An 18,658-nucleotide genomic window follows, 5' to 3' on the forward strand; every position below is an offset into this window, starting at 1 on the left:
CAAAAGTGGTGAACTGGTGATCATGGGTGACTGGTCTACACCTTCCTGCACCAGCCAGGAGGCGTTTTTGATGTCGAAGGCTGCGGTTGCGCATATTGGTCTCATGCGCAGCGGGCAAGGGGCTGATGAGTTTTTTTTGGAGAATTTTGAGTTATTGAAGAGCCTGCTTGCCCATGCCTCTATGGGTGCAGGCGTGGTCAGCGATGGTTGGAGTAAATACCTGAAGGCGATTCAAGACACGTTACTTGAAATTGAACAGCTGCATCAGGAATACATGAGTGCAGGCACGATTAAAGCACGCGATCAATTCTATGCTAAGCGTGCGTCGCTCTTTGCTAGGCTGGATGAGCAGTTGAGCAAAATGGCAGCGTTTGGTGCCGGCTTGCGAAACAAAGGGTCTATAAAAAGGACTCTTGGCATCTCCACGAAAAGCTATTTGCATACAGGGGAAATTGCGGGGTATGCAGATAAGGTTGCCGGGGTGGGCAAAACTGCACGCCTGATCAAAAATGGCAGCTATATCGGCGTTGCACTCGGCGTGGCTGCTACGGGGCTGGAAATTCAGAGGGCCTGTACCTTGGGGCGAGAAGAGGAATGCAGCAAGGCGAAATTCGTCGAGGCCACGGCATTGGCGGGTGGATTAACGGGCGCCAGCGCTGGCGGCTTTGTTGGTGCGCTGATTGCGAAACCAGTGTGCGTAGCTCTCGGCATTCCCAGTGCTGGCACGGGCACACTTGTTTGCGCCGTTGTGGTAGGGGCCATAGCAGGTAAATACGCTGGTGATTACGGATCAGATAAAGGCAGGGAATACGGCGAAATACTATATCAAGAGAACCTTAAATGAATGCAATTGAACCCGAAACAATAGTTCTTTTTATTCTTGTCCCTATGGCAGTTACGCTCACCATTCAGTGCTACATCGCGCATAAGGACATTGAGCGCTTTGAATCTTATCTACCAAATTGCAAATATATAACGGACAACAAAAACATTTACAAAAATGCCGGCCTGCCAGGTAAGCTGATGCGAACAGGCTCGATTGCAATTGTTCTGGCGATTCCTAGATTATTTATATGGAGAGGGATCGCCCAAGCACAAGAAGTCAAAGACTTCCCACTGCGCGAGCGTTACATCCTGCTTTCCCTGCTGACCCTGCAGATCACGCTTTTCGTAGCACTTATGCTTTCGGATCTTCTCTCCAAACTTGGCCCCTAGCTCTTTCGCTTGAGGTGTAGCGGGCGAAGCCTTGGGAGATGCTAGTGGGAAAATTGGAAGCTGTGGAGACAAACACACCATCGATGGTAATTTCATCCATCATACTGTCCTCGCTATTCATGAGCACCGGCGGGCTTTGCAAAGCCTCATGGTTTTGCCGACTATGCCTGCGGCGGCGTAGAGTGAGCGGTTTCCTTGTACGAATTTGCAGTTTGTTAGCTGGGACTCGCAGGCTTTAGAACAACCACCGTTCGCTATCGTCGTGATCGGCAGGGCTCGGCACGGGATTTGCGCGCCCATGAAATCGAGCGCCACGCGCGGCGCATCGCGGATAAATCCGCTCCTTGTAGGTTGCAACGTGCCATGGCCTGATAGGCCATAGTTGTCGGCCTCGTCGGTACGGCGCGATTTCAAGGGCGCTATGCTTCCAGCAAGCACAACGCCCCCCCTTCGTCAAAGCTCGTTAGGCCCCACTCGCAGCGCCTTCAGACTAAGCTCAGCTCCCGCTTTCACAGCTTCAAACTGAGCAGTAACGGCATCCTTCACAATGGCTTCACCAAGATCGGTGAGTTCTTGCTTCTTCACATATTCCACGCTGAGGTACAGCAGGTGCATCGCAACATCCATTGAATTTTGGAAAGACAGCAAGGTGTTGTTCGCGCCTAACTCATCAACCACCTTGTCCCAGCGACGATCTGATTCGTCCTGCAGATTGAGAAATTCTTGCCTGGAAACCTTGTCATCCGCGTAGATTTCGTTCAGCAACTCTTCCAACGATTTTGAAATATTTACCACGATAGACCTCTTGTTGAATGGCGTTGGGGCCCTCACCTTAGCGAGGCCATGTGCATGAAGACATGGGCAGATGCTGCTATAGGTGCGCGATAATTTTCATACATCCACTTGAAAGTTGACTCCTCTATCGCGTTGCCGTAAGTCGATGCCTAGCTTTGCCCGAACCTCTCTTCCACCCCGCTGTCCGATCCATCGCCACCCACGCCGTAAACCACGACCTTCGCAGGTGGGTTTGCCCCCGCGCTTGTGTCATCATGCTCCGACCGCCGGTAAGCCTTCTAAGCCTCTTTATATGAACAGACCCTACGCACTGCTGCTTGCTTTCGCCCTGCTCCAGGGCTGCCAGAGCCTGGCCCCGCAAAGGGCCGAGTCTCCCGTTGCCGATGCCGCCAAGGCTGAGGCCGAGAAGCCCGTGGTGTATGGGTCGTTCAAACAGGACACGCTGTACAGCCTGCTGGTGGCAGAGCTGGCCGGCCAGCGCAACCGCTTCGACATCGCCCTGGCCAACTACGCCGACCAGGCCGAGAAAACCCAGGATCCCGGTGTATCCGAGCGTGCCTACCGCATTGCCGAATACCTCGGCGCCGACGAGCCGGCCCTGGACAGCGCGCTGATCTGGGCGCGCAACGACCCGCAGAACCTCGACGCCCAGCGTGCCGCCGCCATTCAACTGGCGCGTGCCGGCCGCTATGACGACTCCATGACCTACATGGAAAAGGTGCTGCAGGGCCAGGGTGACACGCACTTCGACTTCCTCGCTCTGTCGGCGGCCGAAACCGACCAGAGCACGCGCGACGGCCTGATGCAGAGCTTCGATCGGCTGCTGGTCAAGTATCCGGACAACAGCCAGTTGGTGTTTGGCAAGGCGCTGCTGCTGAACCAGGACGGCAAGGCCGAAGAAGCGCTTGAGCTGCTCGAAGCGCACCCGGCGCAAAACGGTGAGATTGCTCCGATTCTGCTTCGCGCCCGCCTGCTCCAGGCCCTGGACCGTGGCCCGGAAGCCTTGCCGCTGCTGCGCGGTGCCATCCGCGACAACCCGGACGACAAACGCCTGCGCCTGACCTACGCGCGCACCCTGGTCGAACAGGACCGCATCGCCGATGCCAAAAGCGAGTTCATCAGCCTGGTCCAGCAGCACCCCGACGACGACGAACTGCGTTACTCCCTGGCCCTGGTGTGCCTGGAGAACAAGGACTGGGACGAGGCTGAAAGCTACCTGCGCGAGCTGATCGAGCGTGACAGCAATGTCGACGCCGCGCACCTCAACCTCGGCCGTATCGCCGAAGAGCGCCACGACCCGGCCGGCGCCCTGCGCGAGTATGCGCTGGTCGGCCCAGGCCCCGACTACCTGCCAGCGCAGTTGCGCCAGGCCGATATCCTCATCGCCAACGGCCGTGGCACCGAAGCGTCGCGCATGCTTGCCGAAGCCCGCGAAGCGCAGCCGGATATCGCCATCCAGCTGTACCTGATCGAATCGGAAAGCTACAGCAACAACAACAAGGACGCCCAGGCCAACCAGGTGCTGCAGCAGGCCATCCAACGCTACCCGGATGACCTCAACCTGCTCTACACCCGCGCCATGCTGGCGGAAAAACGCGATGACCTGCCGCAGATGGAAAAAGACCTGCGCGCCATCATCGCCCGTGAGCCGGAAAATTCCATGGCCCTGAACGCCCTGGGTTACACCCTGGCCGACCGCACTACCCGCTACACCGAAGCCAAGGCGCTGATCGACAAGGCCTACCAGCTGACCCCGGACGACCCGGCAATACTCGACAGCAAGGGCTGGGTCGCCTATCGCCTGGGCAACCTGGACGAAGCCGAAAACTACCTGCGCCAGGCCCTGCAGCGCTTCCCTGACCATGAAGTGGCCGCCCACCTGGGTGAAGTCCTCTGGGCCAACGGTAAGCGCCGTGAAGCCCGCCAGGTCTGGGCCAAGGCCTTCGAAACCCAGCCCGACAGCCCTATCCTGCGCAAGACCGTCCTGCGCCTGACCGGATCCGAGACCCTTTAACGCCATGTTCCTGCGCCATTGCATCACCTTTACCCTGATTGCCCTGCTGGCCGGCTGTGCCGGCTTCGGTAGCCGCGAGGCCCTGCAGGGCCAAGGCGACCCACAGCAGTGGCGCGCCCATAAAGAGCAGTTGAGCAGCCTCGATGGCTGGCAGATCAACGGCAAGGTCGGCATCCGCGCCCCGCGCGACTCCGGCAGCGGCACGCTGTTCTGGCTGCAGCGCCAGGACTACTACGACATCCGCCTGGCCGGGCCATTGGGCCGCGGTGCCGCCCGCCTGACCGGCCGCCCCGGCGGCGTGGTGCTGGAAGTGGCCAACCAGGGCCGCTACGAAGCCACCAGCCCTGAATCCCTGCTGGAACAACAGCTGGGCTGGCAATTGCCGGTGTCGCACCTGGTCTGGTGGGTGCGCGGCCTGCCCGCCCCCGACAGCAAGAGCAAGCTGACCCTGGACGGCGACAGCCGCCTGGCCAGCCTCGACCAGGATGGCTGGCAGGTGCAGTACCTGAGTTACACCGAGCAGAACGGTTACTGGCTGCCCGAGCGTTTGAAGCTCCACGGCAAGGACCTCGACGTGACCCTGGTGGTCAAGGACTGGCAGCCACGCCAGCTGGGGCACTGATCGATGCAGACGCTCACCCTGCCAGCCCCGGCCAAGCTCAACCTGTGGCTACACATCATCGGCCGCCGCCCCGACGGCTACCACGAGCTGGAAACCGTGTTCCAGTTTCTTGAGCACGGCGACGAACTGACCTTTGCCCTGCGTGAAGACGGGGTGATCCGCCTGCACACCGACATCGCGGCAGTGCCCCACGACAGCAACCTGATCGTGCGCGCCGCCCGCAAGCTGCAGGAACAGTCCGGCACCGCGCTTGGCGCCGACATCTGGCTGACCAAGGTGCTGCCCATGGGCGGCGGCATCGGCGGCGGCAGTTCGGATGCCGCCACTACGTTGCTGGCACTGGCGCACTTGTGGCACCTGGACTGGGATGAAGATCGCCTGGCCGCATTGGGCCTGACCCTGGGTGCCGACGTGCCGGTGTTTGTCCGTGGCCATGCGGCGTTCGCCCAAGGTGTTGGCGAGCAACTGACCCCTGTCGACCCGGCCGAACCCTGGTATGTCGTACTGGTGCCGCAAGTGTCTGTCAGCACAGTAGAAATTTTTTCACATCCACAGTTGACACGTGATTCCCTCCCCCTTAAGATGCGCCCCGTTCCCGAGGGAAACAGTCGAAATGACTGCCAACGGGTGGTTGAGCAGAGTTACCCAGAAGTTCGCAACGCGCTGAATTCTCTAGGCAAATTCACTGAAGCTCGGCTAACCGGAACTGGAAGTTGTGTGTTTGGGGCCTTCCCAAGCAAAGCCGAAGCTGATAAAGTTCTGGCCCTTCTTTCAGCGACCCAAACAGGGTTTGTGGCGAAAGGAAGCAATGTTTCGATGTTGCATCGCAAGCTGCAAAGTCTGGTCAAGAAGTCGAGTGCATAGCGCTCGCAGCAACAGATACAGGGGCGTCGCCAAGCGGTAAGGCAGCAGGTTTTGATCCTGCCATGCGTTGGTTCGAATCCAGCCGCCCCTGCCATTTTCCTTATACTCATCCAGGTATACCCTCAGCCTCCAGGTACTGCGCGTGTCCAAGATGATGGTCTTTACGGGGAACGCTAACCCCGATCTGGCTCGGCGTGTCGTACGTCAGCTGCATATCCCTCTCGGTGACGTCTCTGTCGGTAAATTCTCCGACGGCGAGATCAGCACTGAGATCAATGAAAATGTCCGCGGTAAAGACGTCTTCATTATTCAGCCGACTTGTGCCCCGACCAACGATAACCTGATGGAACTGGTAGTGATGGCCGACGCCTTCCGCCGCTCCTCAGCCTCCCGAATCACCGCCGTGATTCCTTACTTCGGATACGCCCGCCAGGACCGCCGTCCGCGTTCGGCACGTGTAGCCATCAGCGCCAAAGTTGTCGCTGACATGCTCACTGTCGTGGGTATCGACCGTGTACTCACCGTCGACCTGCACGCTGACCAGATCCAGGGTTTCTTCGATATCCCGGTCGACAACATCTACGGTTCGCCCGTGCTGGTCGACGATATCGAAGACCAGCGTTTCGAGAACCTGATGATCGTCTCCCCGGACATCGGTGGTGTCGTGCGCGCACGTGCCGTCGCCAAGTCCCTGGGTGTCGACCTGGGTATCATCGACAAACGCCGTGAAAAGGCCAACCACTCCGAAGTGATGCACATCATCGGCGACGTCGAAGGGCGCACTTGCATCCTGGTAGACGACATGGTCGATACCGCCGGCACCCTGTGCCACGCGGCCAAGGCCCTGAAAGAACACGGCGCGGCCAAGGTGTATGCCTACTGCACGCACCCTGTCCTGTCGGGCCGTGCGATCGAGAACATCGAGAAGTCGGTACTGGACGAGCTGGTGGTGACCAACACCGTTCCGCTGTCCGCCGCTGCTCAGGCCTGTGACCGTATCCGTCAGCTGGATATCGCACCGGTCGTTGCCGAAGCGGTCCGCCGCATCAGCAATGAAGAATCGATCAGTGCGATGTTCCGCTAAGCGGAACGCGTATTGATGTGAAGCGCCCCGCCCCAACATGTGTTGGGGCGGGGCTTTTTTGCCATCCCCGTTGGCGCTGGTCGCAAACGCCCTCGGGGGGCTATTTTGGAGAAACAAAATGACTGATTTCATTCTGAACGCCCAAGCGCGTACTGACCTGGGGAAAGGTGCGAGCCGCCGCCTGCGTCACTCGCTGAGCATCCCAGCCGTTGTATACGGTGGCGATAAAGAAGCTCAATCCCTGACCATCGTGGCCAAGGAAATCGCCAAACTGTTCGAAAACGAAGCTGCCTTCAGCCACGTTATCGAACTGAACGTCGACGGCGCCAAGCAAAACGTCGTGGTCAAGGCCATGCAGCGTCACCCAGCCAAAGGCTTCATCATGCACGCCGACTTCGTTCGCGTCGTTGCTGGCCAGAAGCTGACCGCCAAGGTTCCAGTTCACTTCGTCGGCGAAGAAGCCCCGATCAAGAAAGGCGGCGAAATCTCGCACGTTGTTGCCGAGATCGAAGTTTCCTGCGAAGCCAAAGACCTGCCTGAGTTCATCGAAGTCGACCTGGCCAACGCTGAAATCGGCTCGATCATCCACCTGTCGGACCTCAAAGCTCCGAAAGGCGTAGAGTTCGTTGCTCTGGCCCACGGTGATGACAAAGCTGTTGCCAACGTTCACGCACCACGCGTTGCTCCAGAAGCTGAAGCAGGCGCCGCTGAGTAATCCACTCGCGCGCCGGTGTTGACCGGGTTACAGTGCCGCGCACCGTAACCCACCAACTCCAAGGAAGAGCCCCTACGTGACCGCCATCCAGTTGATCGTCGGCCTGGGTAACCCCGGCCCCGAATACGAACAGACCCGGCATAACGCAGGGGCTCTTTTCGTTGAACGCATTGCCAGCGCCCAGCGCGTTTCGCTGGCTGCTGACAAAAAATATTTCGGCCTGACGGCTAAATTCAGCCATCAGGGCAACGACGTTCGTCTGCTCATCCCCACCACCTACATGAACCGTAGCGGCCAGTCCGTGGCGGCCTTGGCCAATTTCTTCCGCATCAAGCCGGAAGCGATCCTGGTGGCACATGACGAACTCGACCTGCCTCCGGGCGTTGCCAAGCTCAAGCGCGGCGGCGGCCATGGTGGGCACAACGGCCTGCGCGACATCATCGCGCAGCTCGGCAACCAGAACGACTTCCACCGCCTGCGGCTTGGCATCGGCCACCCGGGTGACGCCAAACTGGTCTCCAACTTCGTCCTGGGTCGCGCGCCGCGCGCCGAGCAGGAGAAGCTCGACGCCAGCATCGATTTTGCCCTCGGCGTGCTGCCGGACGTGCTTGCCGGCGACTTCGCCAAGGCGATGCGCGAGCTGCACAGCCAAAAGGCCTGATTTCCTAGAGAGGGGAATACCCATGGGTTTCAATTGCGGCATCGTCGGCCTGCCCAACGTCGGCAAGTCCACCCTGTTCAACGCCCTGACCAAGTCTGGCATTGCGGCGGAAAACTTCCCCTTCTGCACCATCGAGCCGAACAGCGGCATCGTGCCGATGCCCGACGCGCGCCTGGCGGCGCTGGCGGAGATCGTCAAGCCTAACCGCATTCTGCCAACCACCATGGAATTCGTCGACATCGCAGGCCTGGTCGCTGGCGCCTCGAAAGGTGAAGGCCTGGGCAACAAGTTCCTCGCCAACATCCGCGAAACCGACGCCATCGCCCACGTGGTGCGCTGCTTCGAAGACGAGAACGTGATCCACGTTTCCAACAGCGTCGACCCCAAGCGCGACATCGAGATCATCGACCTCGAGCTGATCTTCGCCGACCTCGACAGCTGCGAGAAGCAACTGCAGAAAGTCACCCGTAACGCCAAGGGCGGCGACAAGGATGCCCTGGCGCAAAAGGCCATCCTTGAAAAACTGATCCCGCACTTCACCGAAGGCAAGCCGGCACGTAGCCTGATGAAGAACATGGCTGACGACGAAAAGGCCGTCATCCGTGGCTTCCACCTGCTGACCAGCAAGCCGGTGATGTACATCGCCAACGTCGCTGAAGACGGTTTCGACAACAACCCGCACCTGGATGTAGTCAAGGCCATCGCCGAGGAAGAAGGCGCGGTCGTGGTGCCGGTCTGCAACAAGATCGAAGCCGAAATCGCCGAGCTCGACGACGGTGAAGAGAAGGACATGTTCCTTGAGGCTCTGGGCCTGGAAGAGCCAGGCCTGAACCGCGTGATCCGCGCCGGTTACGAGCTGCTCCACCTGCAGACCTACTTCACCGCCGGCGTGCAGGAAGTACGTGCCTGGACCGTGCGCGTCGGCGCTACCGCGCCTCAGGCCGCTGGCGTGATCCACACCGACTTCGAAAAAGGCTTCATCCGCGCTGAAGTGGTGGCCTATGACGACTTCATTCAGTTCAAGGGTGAAAGTGGTGCGAAGGAAGCCGGTAAATGGCGTCTGGAAGGCAAGGATTACGTCGTCAAAGACGGCGATGTAATGCACTTCCGCTTCAACGTATAACTGCAGCAACTACGCGGCGCCCCCTTCGCGGGCAAGCCCGCTCCCACAGGTAGAGCGCCAAGCTGTGGGAGCGGGCTTGCCCGCGGAGGGGGCGCCGCTGTTTTTACGCTGGACACGCGGTCAGCACCACAACCCTACAAAGGCCTATAATCCCTCCTGATTCAAGCGGGATAACCGAAGCGCTGCCTCGAAACCCGATGGTCTGACCTATGCCGGTCAACCGTCGGGGCCTGCAGGTCCGGACCACGACCGGCCTGCGTTTCGGAGGCAACATGAACGCGCGTATCTGGCTTCTGGCCCTGGCGACCTTCGTCACGGGCATGGCAGAAAACATCACCGTTGGCATCCTGCCGACGCTTGCCCAAGGGTTGATCGTACCGCTCGGTATCGCCGGGCAACTGACGACGGCCTTCTCACTCGGGTTTGCCATTGCGGCCCCGTTCTGTTCCCTGCTCACTCGCCGTTATCCACTGCGCACGCTGCTGTGCACGGCGCTTGCGCTGTTCGCACTGTTCAACCTGATTGCCGCCCTGGCACCTGGCTATACGGTGTTGCTGGCGGCCCGCATTGGCATGGCCGCAACGAGTGCGCTGACCTGCCTGATCTGCACCTTGATGGCCACACGCATGGTGGAACCGGCGCTACGCGGCCGTGCCATTGGCGTGATTTTCATGGGTATCAGTGGTTCGCTGGTATTGGGTGTCCCGCTCGGAATGCTGCTGAACGACACGCTAGGCTGGCGTGGGGTGTTCACTGGACTGGTGTTGCTGGCCATAGCGGTTTTGTTCACCGCCCAGCACGCTCTGCCGCAACTGCAGGACAGCGAGCGCATCGCGCTCAATAGCTACCTGAATCATCTCCGGGACCGACGCCTGGTTTGCGCACAGCTGATTTCTGTCCTGATGATCGCAGGGCATTTCACCCTGTTCGCTTATCTGGCCCCGTACGCGCAGCACATCGCCCGGATACCCGAACAATGGCTGCCGTTGTTGTTCGCCGCCTTTGGTATTGCGGGGGTTGCTGGTGGATACCTCGGTGGCTGGCTAGCCGATCGGCTGGGCGCTCGCTGTGCGGTGCTGATCACCCCCCTGCTCTACCTCGCGACACTCCTGGGTGTTGCCTGGGGCAGCACGACAGCGACGCTGTTCCTGCCGATGATGATGGTCTGGGGCTGCGTCAGCTGGATGATTTCCCCGGTGGTACAAAGCTACCTCGCCACGCGCGGGGCGGATAGCGTGCAAGCGGGGATGAGTCTGAACCTGTCGGCAATGCACGTCGGGGTCGGTTTGGGGACGGGTGTCGGTGGATGGGTGATAGGCCTTGGGGCATTGAGTTCGACACCTTGGGCGGGTGCACTGCTGACCTTGATGGCAGTCGTCTTGGCTGTTTACTGTACCAGCGGCTCCAGGCCGTATTCATTGACTCCTCAATCCGAGGCTTAGCAAATACCCGTGGGAGCGGCTTGAGCCGCGATCAGGGGCACGCCGGTACCCTCCATCGCGTCGCTCGCTTCGCGGCTAAAGCCGCTCCCACGCGGATAAGCCATGCCGATACCCGATCAAAAGCGCTCTTCAACCACTTTGAAGGGATAGGCCACTGCCTTGTACTTGCCGATTTTGCCGCGCTTGGGCAGCTTCACCACTTCATCACGGGTAATGTCCTTGTACGGCACCCGCGTCAGCAAGTGGCTGATGATGTTCAGCCGGGCGCGTCGCTTGTCGTTGGAATGCGCCAGGAACCAGGGTGCCCAGGACGAATCCGAAGCGGTGAACATTTCGTCGCGGGCGCGAGTGTAATCATCCCAGCGGGTGTAGGACTTGAGGTCCATGGGCGAAAGTTTCCACAGCTTGCGGCCATCGTTGATGCGGTCCTGCAGGCGACGGGTCTGCTCGTCGGCGCTGACTTCCAGCCAGTACTTGATCAGGATGATTCCCGACTCGACCATCAACTTTTCCAGCAACGGCACCACTGTAAGGAACTTGCTGGCCTGCTCGTCCGTGCAGAATCCCATCACCCGCTCGACACCGGCGCGGTTGTACCAACTGCGGTCGAAGATCACCACTTCGCCGGCGGCTGGCAGGTGGTTGAGGTAGCGCTGGGCGTACATCTGGGTCTTTTCCCGCTCGGTCGGCGCCGGTAGCGCCACCACACGGAACACCCGCGGGCTGACCCGTTCGGTGATGGCCTTGATGGTGCCGCCCTTGCCGGCACCATCTCGGCCCTCGAACACGATGCATACCTTCAGGCCCTTTGCCACCACCCATTCCTGCAGTTTCACCAGCTCGACATGCAGGTGCTTGAGCGACTTCTCATAGGCCTTGCCGCCCAGTTTCTCCGCAGGTGCTTGCAGGTCTTTTTTCCGGGACGACTTGGCCATGACACGCTCCTGAAGGCGAAGAAACAGTCAGTATGGTCGAACCCTGAGGTTTTACTTCGCCAGCTTGTCGTAGCTGGTCATCAGATTGCGGTAGTCGGGAATGTGGTTGGAGAACAACGTGCCCAACCCTTCGACATCATTGCGCCAGTCGCGATGCAGTTCACAGGCCACGCCGAACCAGGTCATCAGTTGCGCCCCTGCGGCCTCCATGCGCCGCCAGGCCGAATCGCGGGTGAGTTCGTTAAAGGTGCCTGACGCATCGGTTACCACAAACACCTCAAAGCCTTCTTCCAGTGCCGAGAGCGCCGGGAAGGCCACGCAGACTTCAGTGACCACGCCAGCGATCAGCAACTGTTTCTTGCCGGTAGCCTTCACGGCCTTGACGAAGTCCTCGTTGTCCCAAGCGTTGATGTTGCCGGGGCGGGCAACATAGGGGGCGTCGGGGAACTGCGCCTTGAGCTCGGGCACCAGCGGGCCGTTGGGGCCGGTTTCGAAACTGGTGGTGAGGATGGTCGGCAGCTTGAAGTACTGGGCCAGGTCGGCGAGGGCCAGCACGTTGTTCTTGAAGCGATCAGGGTCTATATCACGCACCAGCGACAGCAGGCCGGTCTGGTGATCGACCAGCAGGACGGCAGCGTTGTTCTTGTCCAGACGCTTGTATTGGAAGGCCATGACAGATCTCCTTGCTTACGGGTAGGGAGTTTCAGCGTAGGCAAGGATGAGGGGTGAAAGAGACCGTCAGTCGGTTCGCTTGCTGAACGCCCAGCGCCCTGCTCGGAAGCGCAGTGGTTGCATTTACCCGCATGCAGCCAGCTGTGACACCAGGCCACAGATGGCTGCTGATCAAGGGATAGCAGTCAGAATTGGTAGCCGAGGGATAGGCTTGCCCCGTTGTTGGAGGCGCCCCCGCCTTGAGCACCCTGCACGTCGACGGTGGTCTTGAAAGCCCCTTGAGACGCGCTCAGCGCCAGGCCGGCGGTGAAGCTGTCGCGCGCGGCATTGGCTGAACGTTGCGCGAAGCGAACGCCTTGTAGCTCGGCCTGGGCGCGGGACGTAGCGCCTGTCAACGCACGGTTGTGCCCAAGTTCCAGCTCCGGCGTCAACAGCCAGTCACCGACCCGCAGGTTGCGCGAGGCCTTGCCCCCTGAAACCAGCGAGGTGCGTTTTTGGGTCTGCTCGTTCACATTCAAGGCCAAGTCACTGCCCCTCTCGCGCACTTGGCTCAACTTGGCCGTGGTCACGTTCAGCCCTATATGAGGCTCAAGTGCCCAACCATCGATGTTCCAGCGATAGCCCGTGCGCAGCGCGCTGCTGAACTGGTTGGCGGTGCCTTTGCCCTTCGCGGTGCCAAAGCCTGCCTGCTTGCGCTTGCCGGTAGTCTCGGCATGGCTACCGGTAAGGTTGACAGCCAGGTAGGGACCAGCGTCGAAGCGGTCGAAAGCGTGCTGAACGCCAACGCCCGCCTGCGCCATATCCAACAGCAACTGCCCCCCGGCACTGCCGATCTTCGCTTCGGTCATGGCCAGCGAGCCTGCGAGCTGGGTGTTTGCGGACAGCGCGTGGGTCAAACCCAGCACCAGGCCAGTGGTGCGCTCATTGCTACTTTGAATGCCCTGACGCTCATCGTTCTTCTGCGAAGACGACAAGCCGCTCACCCACACACTTGAGCTACCAGGGGCCACCCCGTGACCCAGTTCGCGGAACATCAGGCGATCAAGGGAAGTGGTTTGGCGGCTCAGGTACGACAGGCCATCGGCGTACACCTGGCCGCCCGCCGTACGTTCCAGGCCGCCCAGGTGGCCACGCTCCAGGCTTGCCTGCAACCAGTCGTTGTACGCGCCCGCACGCAACGCGATCGGCGTGTCACGCAGCGCGTTCAATGCCTGGGTGGTCTGCAGTGCATTGCCGTGCTGGCGCTCCTGGGTCGGCAGGTCGACCGAGGCCAGCGTCAATGCCACCCCCTGCGGGGAAAAACGCAGGTCGTGACGCAAGCCCTGCTCACGTAGCCCAGGCAGCTGCTGCAAGGCATCGTAACCGCCCTGCACGCGGGCCCCGTCAGTGGTCCGCAGAAGCCACTGGCCACCGGTGACAGGCCGGTCGTTCCTGCTCGTCAGCTCTAAGGTACCGCCCAACTGGCCGAATGCCTCAACGCCCCGAAGCCACAGGGTATGGCCCAGCCCTACTTCGGTACGGGTGGTGCTGCCACTGGCCAGTGTCAGCTCGCGGGTAAATACCGGTGCACCGAATATTCCGGTTTCCAGCGTACCCTCGATGTGGGTGGCGGCGTTGAGCACTCCCCAACCGCCCAGCAGGCCAGCCCTGCCAACCTGCAGCTGGGGCCCCGACAGGCTGCCAACGACTAACAATTGGCCACCGTTGACATGGCTGGCCAGCCCGAACGTGTTGTTCCCAGCCAACAGCAATCGGCCGTCCTCAACGGTGACCGTGGCAAAGCGGTGGTTGCCGGTCACCCCCAGAAAGCCGTTCCCGGTCTTGACCAGCTGACCATCGGCAGCGTTGGCCTCGGCAGCAAGAGCAGTCAGCGAGACCGCCATGCCAAGTGGCAGGATCCGTTTGCACCAGCGGTCTCGGCGCTGGGGCTGGTTGATCAAATTCATAAGCCTTCTCCTACATCGGTATCGGAAATGCGCCGCTGAACCCGTGGCGCTTTGACCGGAATACTTCCCAACGCAGCGAAAACACTTTCAGGGCAGGGCTACGCCTTCGGCCTGGAACACAACTTCTCGCCGCAAAAACTGGAAGTCTTCGGGCGTCCAAACCTACAAGCGAGCTTCTTAAAGGAAGGTTTAGGCAGCCTGGATGGCCGCCGGTGGGGAGGTACAGAGGATGACGCATCTTCACGTTTTGGTGGCGACCGCCGACCGAGCACTTGCAATGGCCCTTATCGACTATCTCGACACAGCAGGCATCAGCTGTGACTACGGGCACAACACCAGGACAAGCCTCGCACTACTCGGCGAGCTGAACTATGACGTCATCATCCTGGACGCCGCACTGCAGAGCCGGGGATGCTCGTACCTTTGCCAGCACCTGCGCAGTACTGGCGAACAACGCCCCATCCTGGTGCTCAGCCGGGATAACAACCTGTCGGAACGAATCGCACACTTTACCGCCGGGGCTGACGACTGCCAGCTCACCTCGTGTCCCCTCGAAGAACTCAAGATGCGCTTGATCGCACTCAGCCAGCGGAGGAGCGGCATAAGCCGTCGCCTCATAGTGGGTGAACTGGAGCTGAACCTCGACAGCCTGCAAGCCAGGTGCGCGGCCCGGTACCTGAAACTTTCACCCATCACTCGCATACTGCTTGAGACCCTGCTTCGTGCCGCACCTGCATGCGTGTCCCGGGAACGCCTGGAGCGTGCTGTTTGGGGTGACAGCCCTCCCGATGGCAACACGCTCAACGTTCATCTGCACTACTTGCGCAAAGCGATCGGCAGTGCGTGCAACCACTGTCTGATCGAGACAGTTCGTGGCAGCGGTTTTCGTCTGATCGATACTCACCCCAAAAACTAGATGGTTTTGAATTTTCTAAACTAATTATTTCCCCCTAGCGATTTTTCTCCCCGCCGCTCCCCACCAGAATCGCTTCACCACAATCACAATAACCGTGAGGCCACTCCCGTGGACCAGACACTCCAGGTACGGCAGGCTGCCGCCGACCTCGTCAAAGCCTTCGCCAGCAACGACACCGCCCGCTACTTCGCCTGTTTCAGCGAAGACGCCACCTTCCTCTTCCACACCCTGCCGCAACCGCTGCTGTCGCGCCGCGCCTATGAAAACCTGTGGTCACAGTGGCAGGCCGAAGGCTTTGCCGTGCTCGGCTGCGCGTCAAGCAATGTTCAGGTGAGCCTGCAGGGCGAGGTGGCGATCTTCATGCACGATGTCGCCACGCACATCCGTATCGCCGGTGAAGAACACCAGCTGGCCGAGCGCGAGACCATCGTCTTCCGCCGCCACGGCGAGCGCTGGCTGGCTTGCCACGAGCACCTGTCAGTGGTCACCGCAGCCTGATTTCCTTTACGCGGCCCTGCCGCCCTGCCATCGCACCCACAAGAGGGCCCGCGCACTGCGCCGGCCTACAACAACCGCGCTGGAGCATCACCATGAGCCACTCGACCGGTATCGAGACCAATGGCGTCGAACAGATCCCTGACGATCAACGCGACGCCGCCCCGCTGGACCTGTTCCGCCTGATCTTCGGCGGTGCCAACACTTTTGCCACCGCCGTGCTGGGCAGCTTCCCGGTATTGTTCGGGCTGTCGTTCCAGGCCGGGGTCTGGGCGATTCTGCTCGGCGTCGGCGTCGGCGCGCTGATCCTTGCCCCCATGGGCCTGTTCGGCGCGCTCAACGGCACCAACAACGCGGTATCGTCGGGCGCGCACTTTGGCGTGCACGGGCGCATCGTCGGCTCGTTCCTGTCGCTGCTGACGGCCGTGGCGTTCTTCTCCTTGTCGGTTTGGAGTTCGGGCGACGCCCTGGTCGGCGGTGCCAAGCGCCTGATCGGGCTGCCGGAAACCGACTTGACCCTGGGCCTGGCCTACGGCCTGTTCGCCATCCTGGTGCTGGTGGTGTGCATCTTCGGCTTTCGCTTCATGCTGTGGGTGAACAAAATCGCCGTATGGACGTCGAGCCTGCTGTTCCTGCTCGGCATCGTCGCCTTCGCCGGGCCGTTCGATGCGGGCTATGCCGGCAGTGTGAACCTGGGCCAGGCCGGCTTCTGGGCGGCGTTCGTCGGTGCGGCGATCCTGGCCATGAGCAACCCGGTGTCGTTCGGCGCCTTCCTCGGCGACTGGTCGCGCTACATCCCGCGGCAAACGCCGAAGGCGCGCATCATGCTGGCGGTGATCGCCGCCCAGGCCGCAACCCTGATCCCGTTCCTGTTCGGCCTGTGCACCGCCACCCTGGTCGCGACCCACGCGCCGGACTACATCGCCGCCAATAACTACGTCGGCGGCCTGCTGGCCGTGGCGCCGAGCTGGTTCTTCCTGCCGGTGTGCCTGATTGCGGTGATCGGCGGCATGTCCACCGGCACCACCGCGCTGTATGGCACGGGCCTGGATATGTCCAGCGTGTTCCCGCGCCTGCTCAGCCGCGCCGGGGCCACCCTGCTGATCGGCGTGATGGCGATTGCCTTCATCTTCATCGGCCGCTTCACCTTTAACCTAGTGCAGAGCGTGTCGACATTCGCTGTGCTGATCATCACCTGCACCAGCCCGTGGATGGTGATCATGATCCTCGGCCTGATCACCCGCCGCGGCTTCTACCACGCTGACGACCTGCAGGTGTTCACCCGTGGCCAACGCGGTGGCCACTACTGGTTCCTGCATGGCTGGAACTGGCGCGGCATGGGGGCGTGGGTCCCCAGCGCGGTGGTCGGCCTGTGCTTCGTCAACCTGCCGGGGCAGTTCGTCGGCCCACTGGGCGACCTGGCCGGCGGCATCGACCTGAGCCTGCCGGTCACCTTGGGCCTGGCTGGCGTGCTGTACCTGCTGCTGCTCAACCTGTTCCCTGAACCTGCTGGCGTGTATGGCCCCAACGGCCCGCGCTGGGTGCGCTGCAAAAGCACCCCGCACACGCCGGTGCTGACCCCTGCCGAAATGGCCTGACTGGATACCGACCATGACCTCTTCCCACTACATCGCCGGCCGCTGGGTCGAAGGCCAGGGCAGCGACTGCATCAGCGTCAACGACCCCGCATTGGGCGTGCCCTTCGCCGAACTGATGGCTGCCAGCGTGGCTCAAGTTGACCAGGCCGTGGCGGCGGCGCGTGAAGCCCTGCCCGCCTGGAAACAGACCAGCGCCAGCGAGCGAGCGGCCTACCTGCGCGGTTTCGCCGAGCAACTCGGGCAGCGCCGTGAAGCGTTGATCACTCTGCAGATGCGCAACAACGGCAAACCGCGTCACGAGGCCGAAATCGACCTCGTCGACGCCATCGCCACGTTCGGCTACTACGCCGAGTTGGCCGAGCATCTGCCTTCAAAAAACCGTGATGTGCCGCTGGCGGCACCCGGCTTCACTTCGCGCACCCGCCTGGAACCGGTGGGTGTGGTCGGCCTGATCGTGCCCTGGAACTTCCCGCTGGTCACCAGCGCCTGGAAGCTCGCCCCGGCCTTGGCCGCAGGCTGCACCGTGGTGCTCAAACCGTCGGAAATCACCCCGCTGATCGAACGGGCCTACGGCGAGATTGCCGATGCCCTGAGCCTACCCGCCGGCGTGCTGAACATCGTCAACGGCAAGGCCGAAACCGGCGCGGCACTCAGCAGCCACAATGGCCTGGACAAACTGTCGTTCACCGGCAGCAACAGCGTCGGCAGCCAGGTGATGCGCAGTGCGTCGGCGCAGTGCCGGCCGGTGACGCTGGAGCTCGGTGGCAAGTCGGCGATCGTGGTGTTCGATGACTGTGATGTGGACCAGGCGGTGGAGTGGATCGTCGCTGGGATCAGCTGGAACGCCGGGCAGATGTGCTCGGCCACCTCGCGGCTGCTGGTCCAGGACGGGATTGCCGATACGCTGCTGCCGCGCCTGCAGCAAGCCTTGCAGACGTTGCGCGTGGGTAACCCGCTGACTGAAGAAGTGGACATGGGCCCGCTGACCAGCCAGGCGCAGTGGTTGAAGGTGGCCAGCTACTTTGCCACGGCGCGTGAAGAGGGCCTGCAATGCCTGGCCGGCGGCAAGGCGCTGGAGCATGACGGTTGGTTCGTCAGCCCGACGTTGTATACCGATGTGCCGGTGGATAGCCGCCTGTGGACTGAAGAAATCTTTGGGCCGGTGCTGTGCGCGCGTCGGTTCTCGACGGAAGCACAGGCGATTGCCGAAGCCAACGACAGCCGCTTCGGGTTGGTCGCCACCGTTTGCTCAGCCGACCTTGAGCGTGCCGAGCGTGTGGCTGATGCGCTGGAAGTCGGGCATGTGTGGATCAACTCGGTGCAGGCGGTATTTGTCGAAACATCGTGGGGCGGGACCAAGGGCAGTGGGATCGGGCGTGAGCTTGGGCCTTGGGGGTTATCGGGGTATTTGTCGGTGAAGCATGTGACGCGGTGTTTGGGGTGAGCCTGCCTTAACATTTTTGGTGCCTGTGAGATCGAGCGCCGCCCGCGCGGCGCTTCGCGGGCAAGCCCGCTCCCACAGAATTCGCAGCGCTACGATCCCTGTGGGAGCGGGCTTGCC

Annotated in this window: 18 protein-coding genes and 1 tRNA gene; 15 read left to right on the forward strand and 4 right to left on the reverse strand. The window is 61.2% G+C overall.

The window, feature by feature from the left end:
• Positions 1–844 (forward strand): hypothetical protein (locus ACZ6YA_RS21480; RefSeq protein WP_465899247.1); only part of this gene is annotated, 844 nt, incomplete at its 5' end.
• A complete protein-coding gene (locus tag ACZ6YA_RS21485; RefSeq protein ID WP_465899249.1) occupies positions 841–1,215 on the forward strand; it encodes a hypothetical protein in 375 nt (124 codons plus the stop codon). The genes ACZ6YA_RS21480 and ACZ6YA_RS21485, both read left to right, overlap by 4 nt.
• 453 nt (positions 1,216–1,668) lie before the next feature.
• Here the strand turns inward: ACZ6YA_RS21485 and ACZ6YA_RS21490 are convergent, their stop codons facing one another.
• Entirely contained in the window at positions 1,669–2,010 is a 342-nt protein-coding gene (locus tag ACZ6YA_RS21490) for a hypothetical protein (RefSeq protein WP_465899251.1), read from the reverse strand.
• A 292-nt stretch (positions 2,011–2,302) separates the two neighbouring features.
• Here ACZ6YA_RS21490 and ACZ6YA_RS21495 point away from each other — a divergent pair, with 292 nt between their 5' ends.
• The 9 genes from ACZ6YA_RS21495 to ACZ6YA_RS21535 all read left to right on the forward strand — a co-directional run bounded on the left by ACZ6YA_RS21495 (position 2,303) and on the right by ACZ6YA_RS21535 (position 10,535).
• Positions 2,303–4,024, forward strand: coding sequence for a tetratricopeptide repeat protein (locus ACZ6YA_RS21495; protein WP_465899253.1), 1,722 nt, complete (start codon positions 2,303–2,305; stop codon positions 4,022–4,024).
• Between the two features lie 4 nt (positions 4,025–4,028).
• A complete protein-coding gene (gene lolB / locus ACZ6YA_RS21500) occupies positions 4,029–4,646 on the forward strand; it encodes a lipoprotein insertase outer membrane protein LolB (RefSeq protein WP_465899255.1) in 618 nt (205 codons plus the stop codon).
• Between the two features lie 3 nt (positions 4,647–4,649).
• Positions 4,650–5,510 (forward strand): 4-(cytidine 5'-diphospho)-2-C-methyl-D-erythritol kinase, encoded by an 861-nt coding sequence (gene ispE, locus ACZ6YA_RS21505; RefSeq protein ID WP_465899257.1) that lies wholly within the window; start codon positions 4,650–4,652, stop codon positions 5,508–5,510.
• Positions 5,511–5,529: 19 nt separating this feature from the next.
• Positions 5,530–5,604 (forward strand) — tRNA-Gln (locus ACZ6YA_RS21510).
• 48 nt (positions 5,605–5,652) lie between these two features.
• Positions 5,653–6,594: a ribose-phosphate pyrophosphokinase gene (locus tag ACZ6YA_RS21515; RefSeq protein WP_003247410.1), complete on the forward strand. Its 942-nt coding sequence runs from the start codon at positions 5,653–5,655 to the stop codon at positions 6,592–6,594.
• 118 nt (positions 6,595–6,712) lie between these two features.
• Positions 6,713–7,309, forward strand: a complete 597-nt coding sequence (locus ACZ6YA_RS21520; protein ID WP_465899259.1) for a 50S ribosomal protein L25/general stress protein Ctc — start codon at positions 6,713–6,715, stop codon at positions 7,307–7,309.
• A 76-nt stretch (positions 7,310–7,385) separates the two neighbouring features.
• On the forward strand, positions 7,386–7,970 hold the full coding sequence (gene pth / locus ACZ6YA_RS21525; RefSeq protein ID WP_028631692.1) for an aminoacyl-tRNA hydrolase: 585 nt from the start codon (positions 7,386–7,388) through the stop codon (positions 7,968–7,970).
• A gap of 22 nt (positions 7,971–7,992) precedes the next feature.
• Positions 7,993–9,093 carry a redox-regulated ATPase YchF gene (ychF, locus tag ACZ6YA_RS21530; protein ID WP_465899261.1) on the forward strand — a complete coding sequence of 367 codons (1,101 nt, stop codon included), beginning with the start codon at positions 7,993–7,995 and terminating at the stop codon, positions 9,091–9,093.
• Between the two features lie 209 nt (positions 9,094–9,302).
• Positions 9,303–10,535: an MFS transporter gene (locus ACZ6YA_RS21535; protein WP_465899263.1), complete on the forward strand. Its 1,233-nt coding sequence runs from the start codon at positions 9,303–9,305 to the stop codon at positions 10,533–10,535.
• Between the two features lie 116 nt (positions 10,536–10,651).
• Here ACZ6YA_RS21535 and ppk2 read toward each other — a convergent pair whose 3' ends face one another.
• The 3 genes from ppk2 to ACZ6YA_RS21550 all read right to left on the reverse strand — a co-directional run bounded on the left by ppk2 (position 10,652) and on the right by ACZ6YA_RS21550 (position 14,088).
• Positions 10,652–11,470, reverse strand: coding sequence for a polyphosphate kinase 2 (gene ppk2 / locus ACZ6YA_RS21540; protein ID WP_465899265.1), 819 nt, complete (start codon positions 11,468–11,470; stop codon positions 10,652–10,654).
• A 51-nt stretch (positions 11,471–11,521) separates the two neighbouring features.
• Positions 11,522–12,142: an isochorismate family cysteine hydrolase YcaC gene (gene ycaC, locus ACZ6YA_RS21545; RefSeq protein WP_465899267.1), complete on the reverse strand. Its 621-nt coding sequence runs from the start codon at positions 12,140–12,142 to the stop codon at positions 11,522–11,524.
• Between the two features lie 185 nt (positions 12,143–12,327).
• Positions 12,328–14,088 (reverse strand): autotransporter domain-containing protein, encoded by a 1,761-nt coding sequence (locus ACZ6YA_RS21550; protein ID WP_465899269.1) that lies wholly within the window; start codon positions 14,086–14,088, stop codon positions 12,328–12,330.
• Positions 14,089–14,317: 229 nt separating this feature from the next.
• Here ACZ6YA_RS21550 and ACZ6YA_RS21555 point away from each other — a divergent pair, with 229 nt between their 5' ends.
• From ACZ6YA_RS21555 to ACZ6YA_RS21570, 4 genes are all read left to right on the forward strand, one after another.
• Complete coding sequence (locus ACZ6YA_RS21555; RefSeq protein WP_465899271.1) at positions 14,318–15,004, forward strand: response regulator transcription factor; 687 nt, start codon at positions 14,318–14,320, stop codon at positions 15,002–15,004.
• Between the two features lie 108 nt (positions 15,005–15,112).
• Positions 15,113–15,502 (forward strand): YybH family protein, encoded by a 390-nt coding sequence (locus tag ACZ6YA_RS21560; RefSeq protein ID WP_465899273.1) that lies wholly within the window; start codon positions 15,113–15,115, stop codon positions 15,500–15,502.
• Positions 15,503–15,594: 92 nt separating this feature from the next.
• Entirely contained in the window at positions 15,595–17,097 is a 1,503-nt protein-coding gene (locus ACZ6YA_RS21565) for a purine-cytosine permease family protein (protein ID WP_465899274.1), read from the forward strand.
• A gap of 13 nt (positions 17,098–17,110) precedes the next feature.
• Positions 17,111–18,541 carry an aldehyde dehydrogenase family protein gene (locus ACZ6YA_RS21570; RefSeq protein ID WP_465899276.1) on the forward strand — a complete coding sequence of 477 codons (1,431 nt, stop codon included), beginning with the start codon at positions 17,111–17,113 and terminating at the stop codon, positions 18,539–18,541.
• The last annotated feature ends 117 nt before the right edge of the window (positions 18,542–18,658 follow it).

This window comes from Pseudomonas sp. NPDC090752, assembly GCF_055584805.1.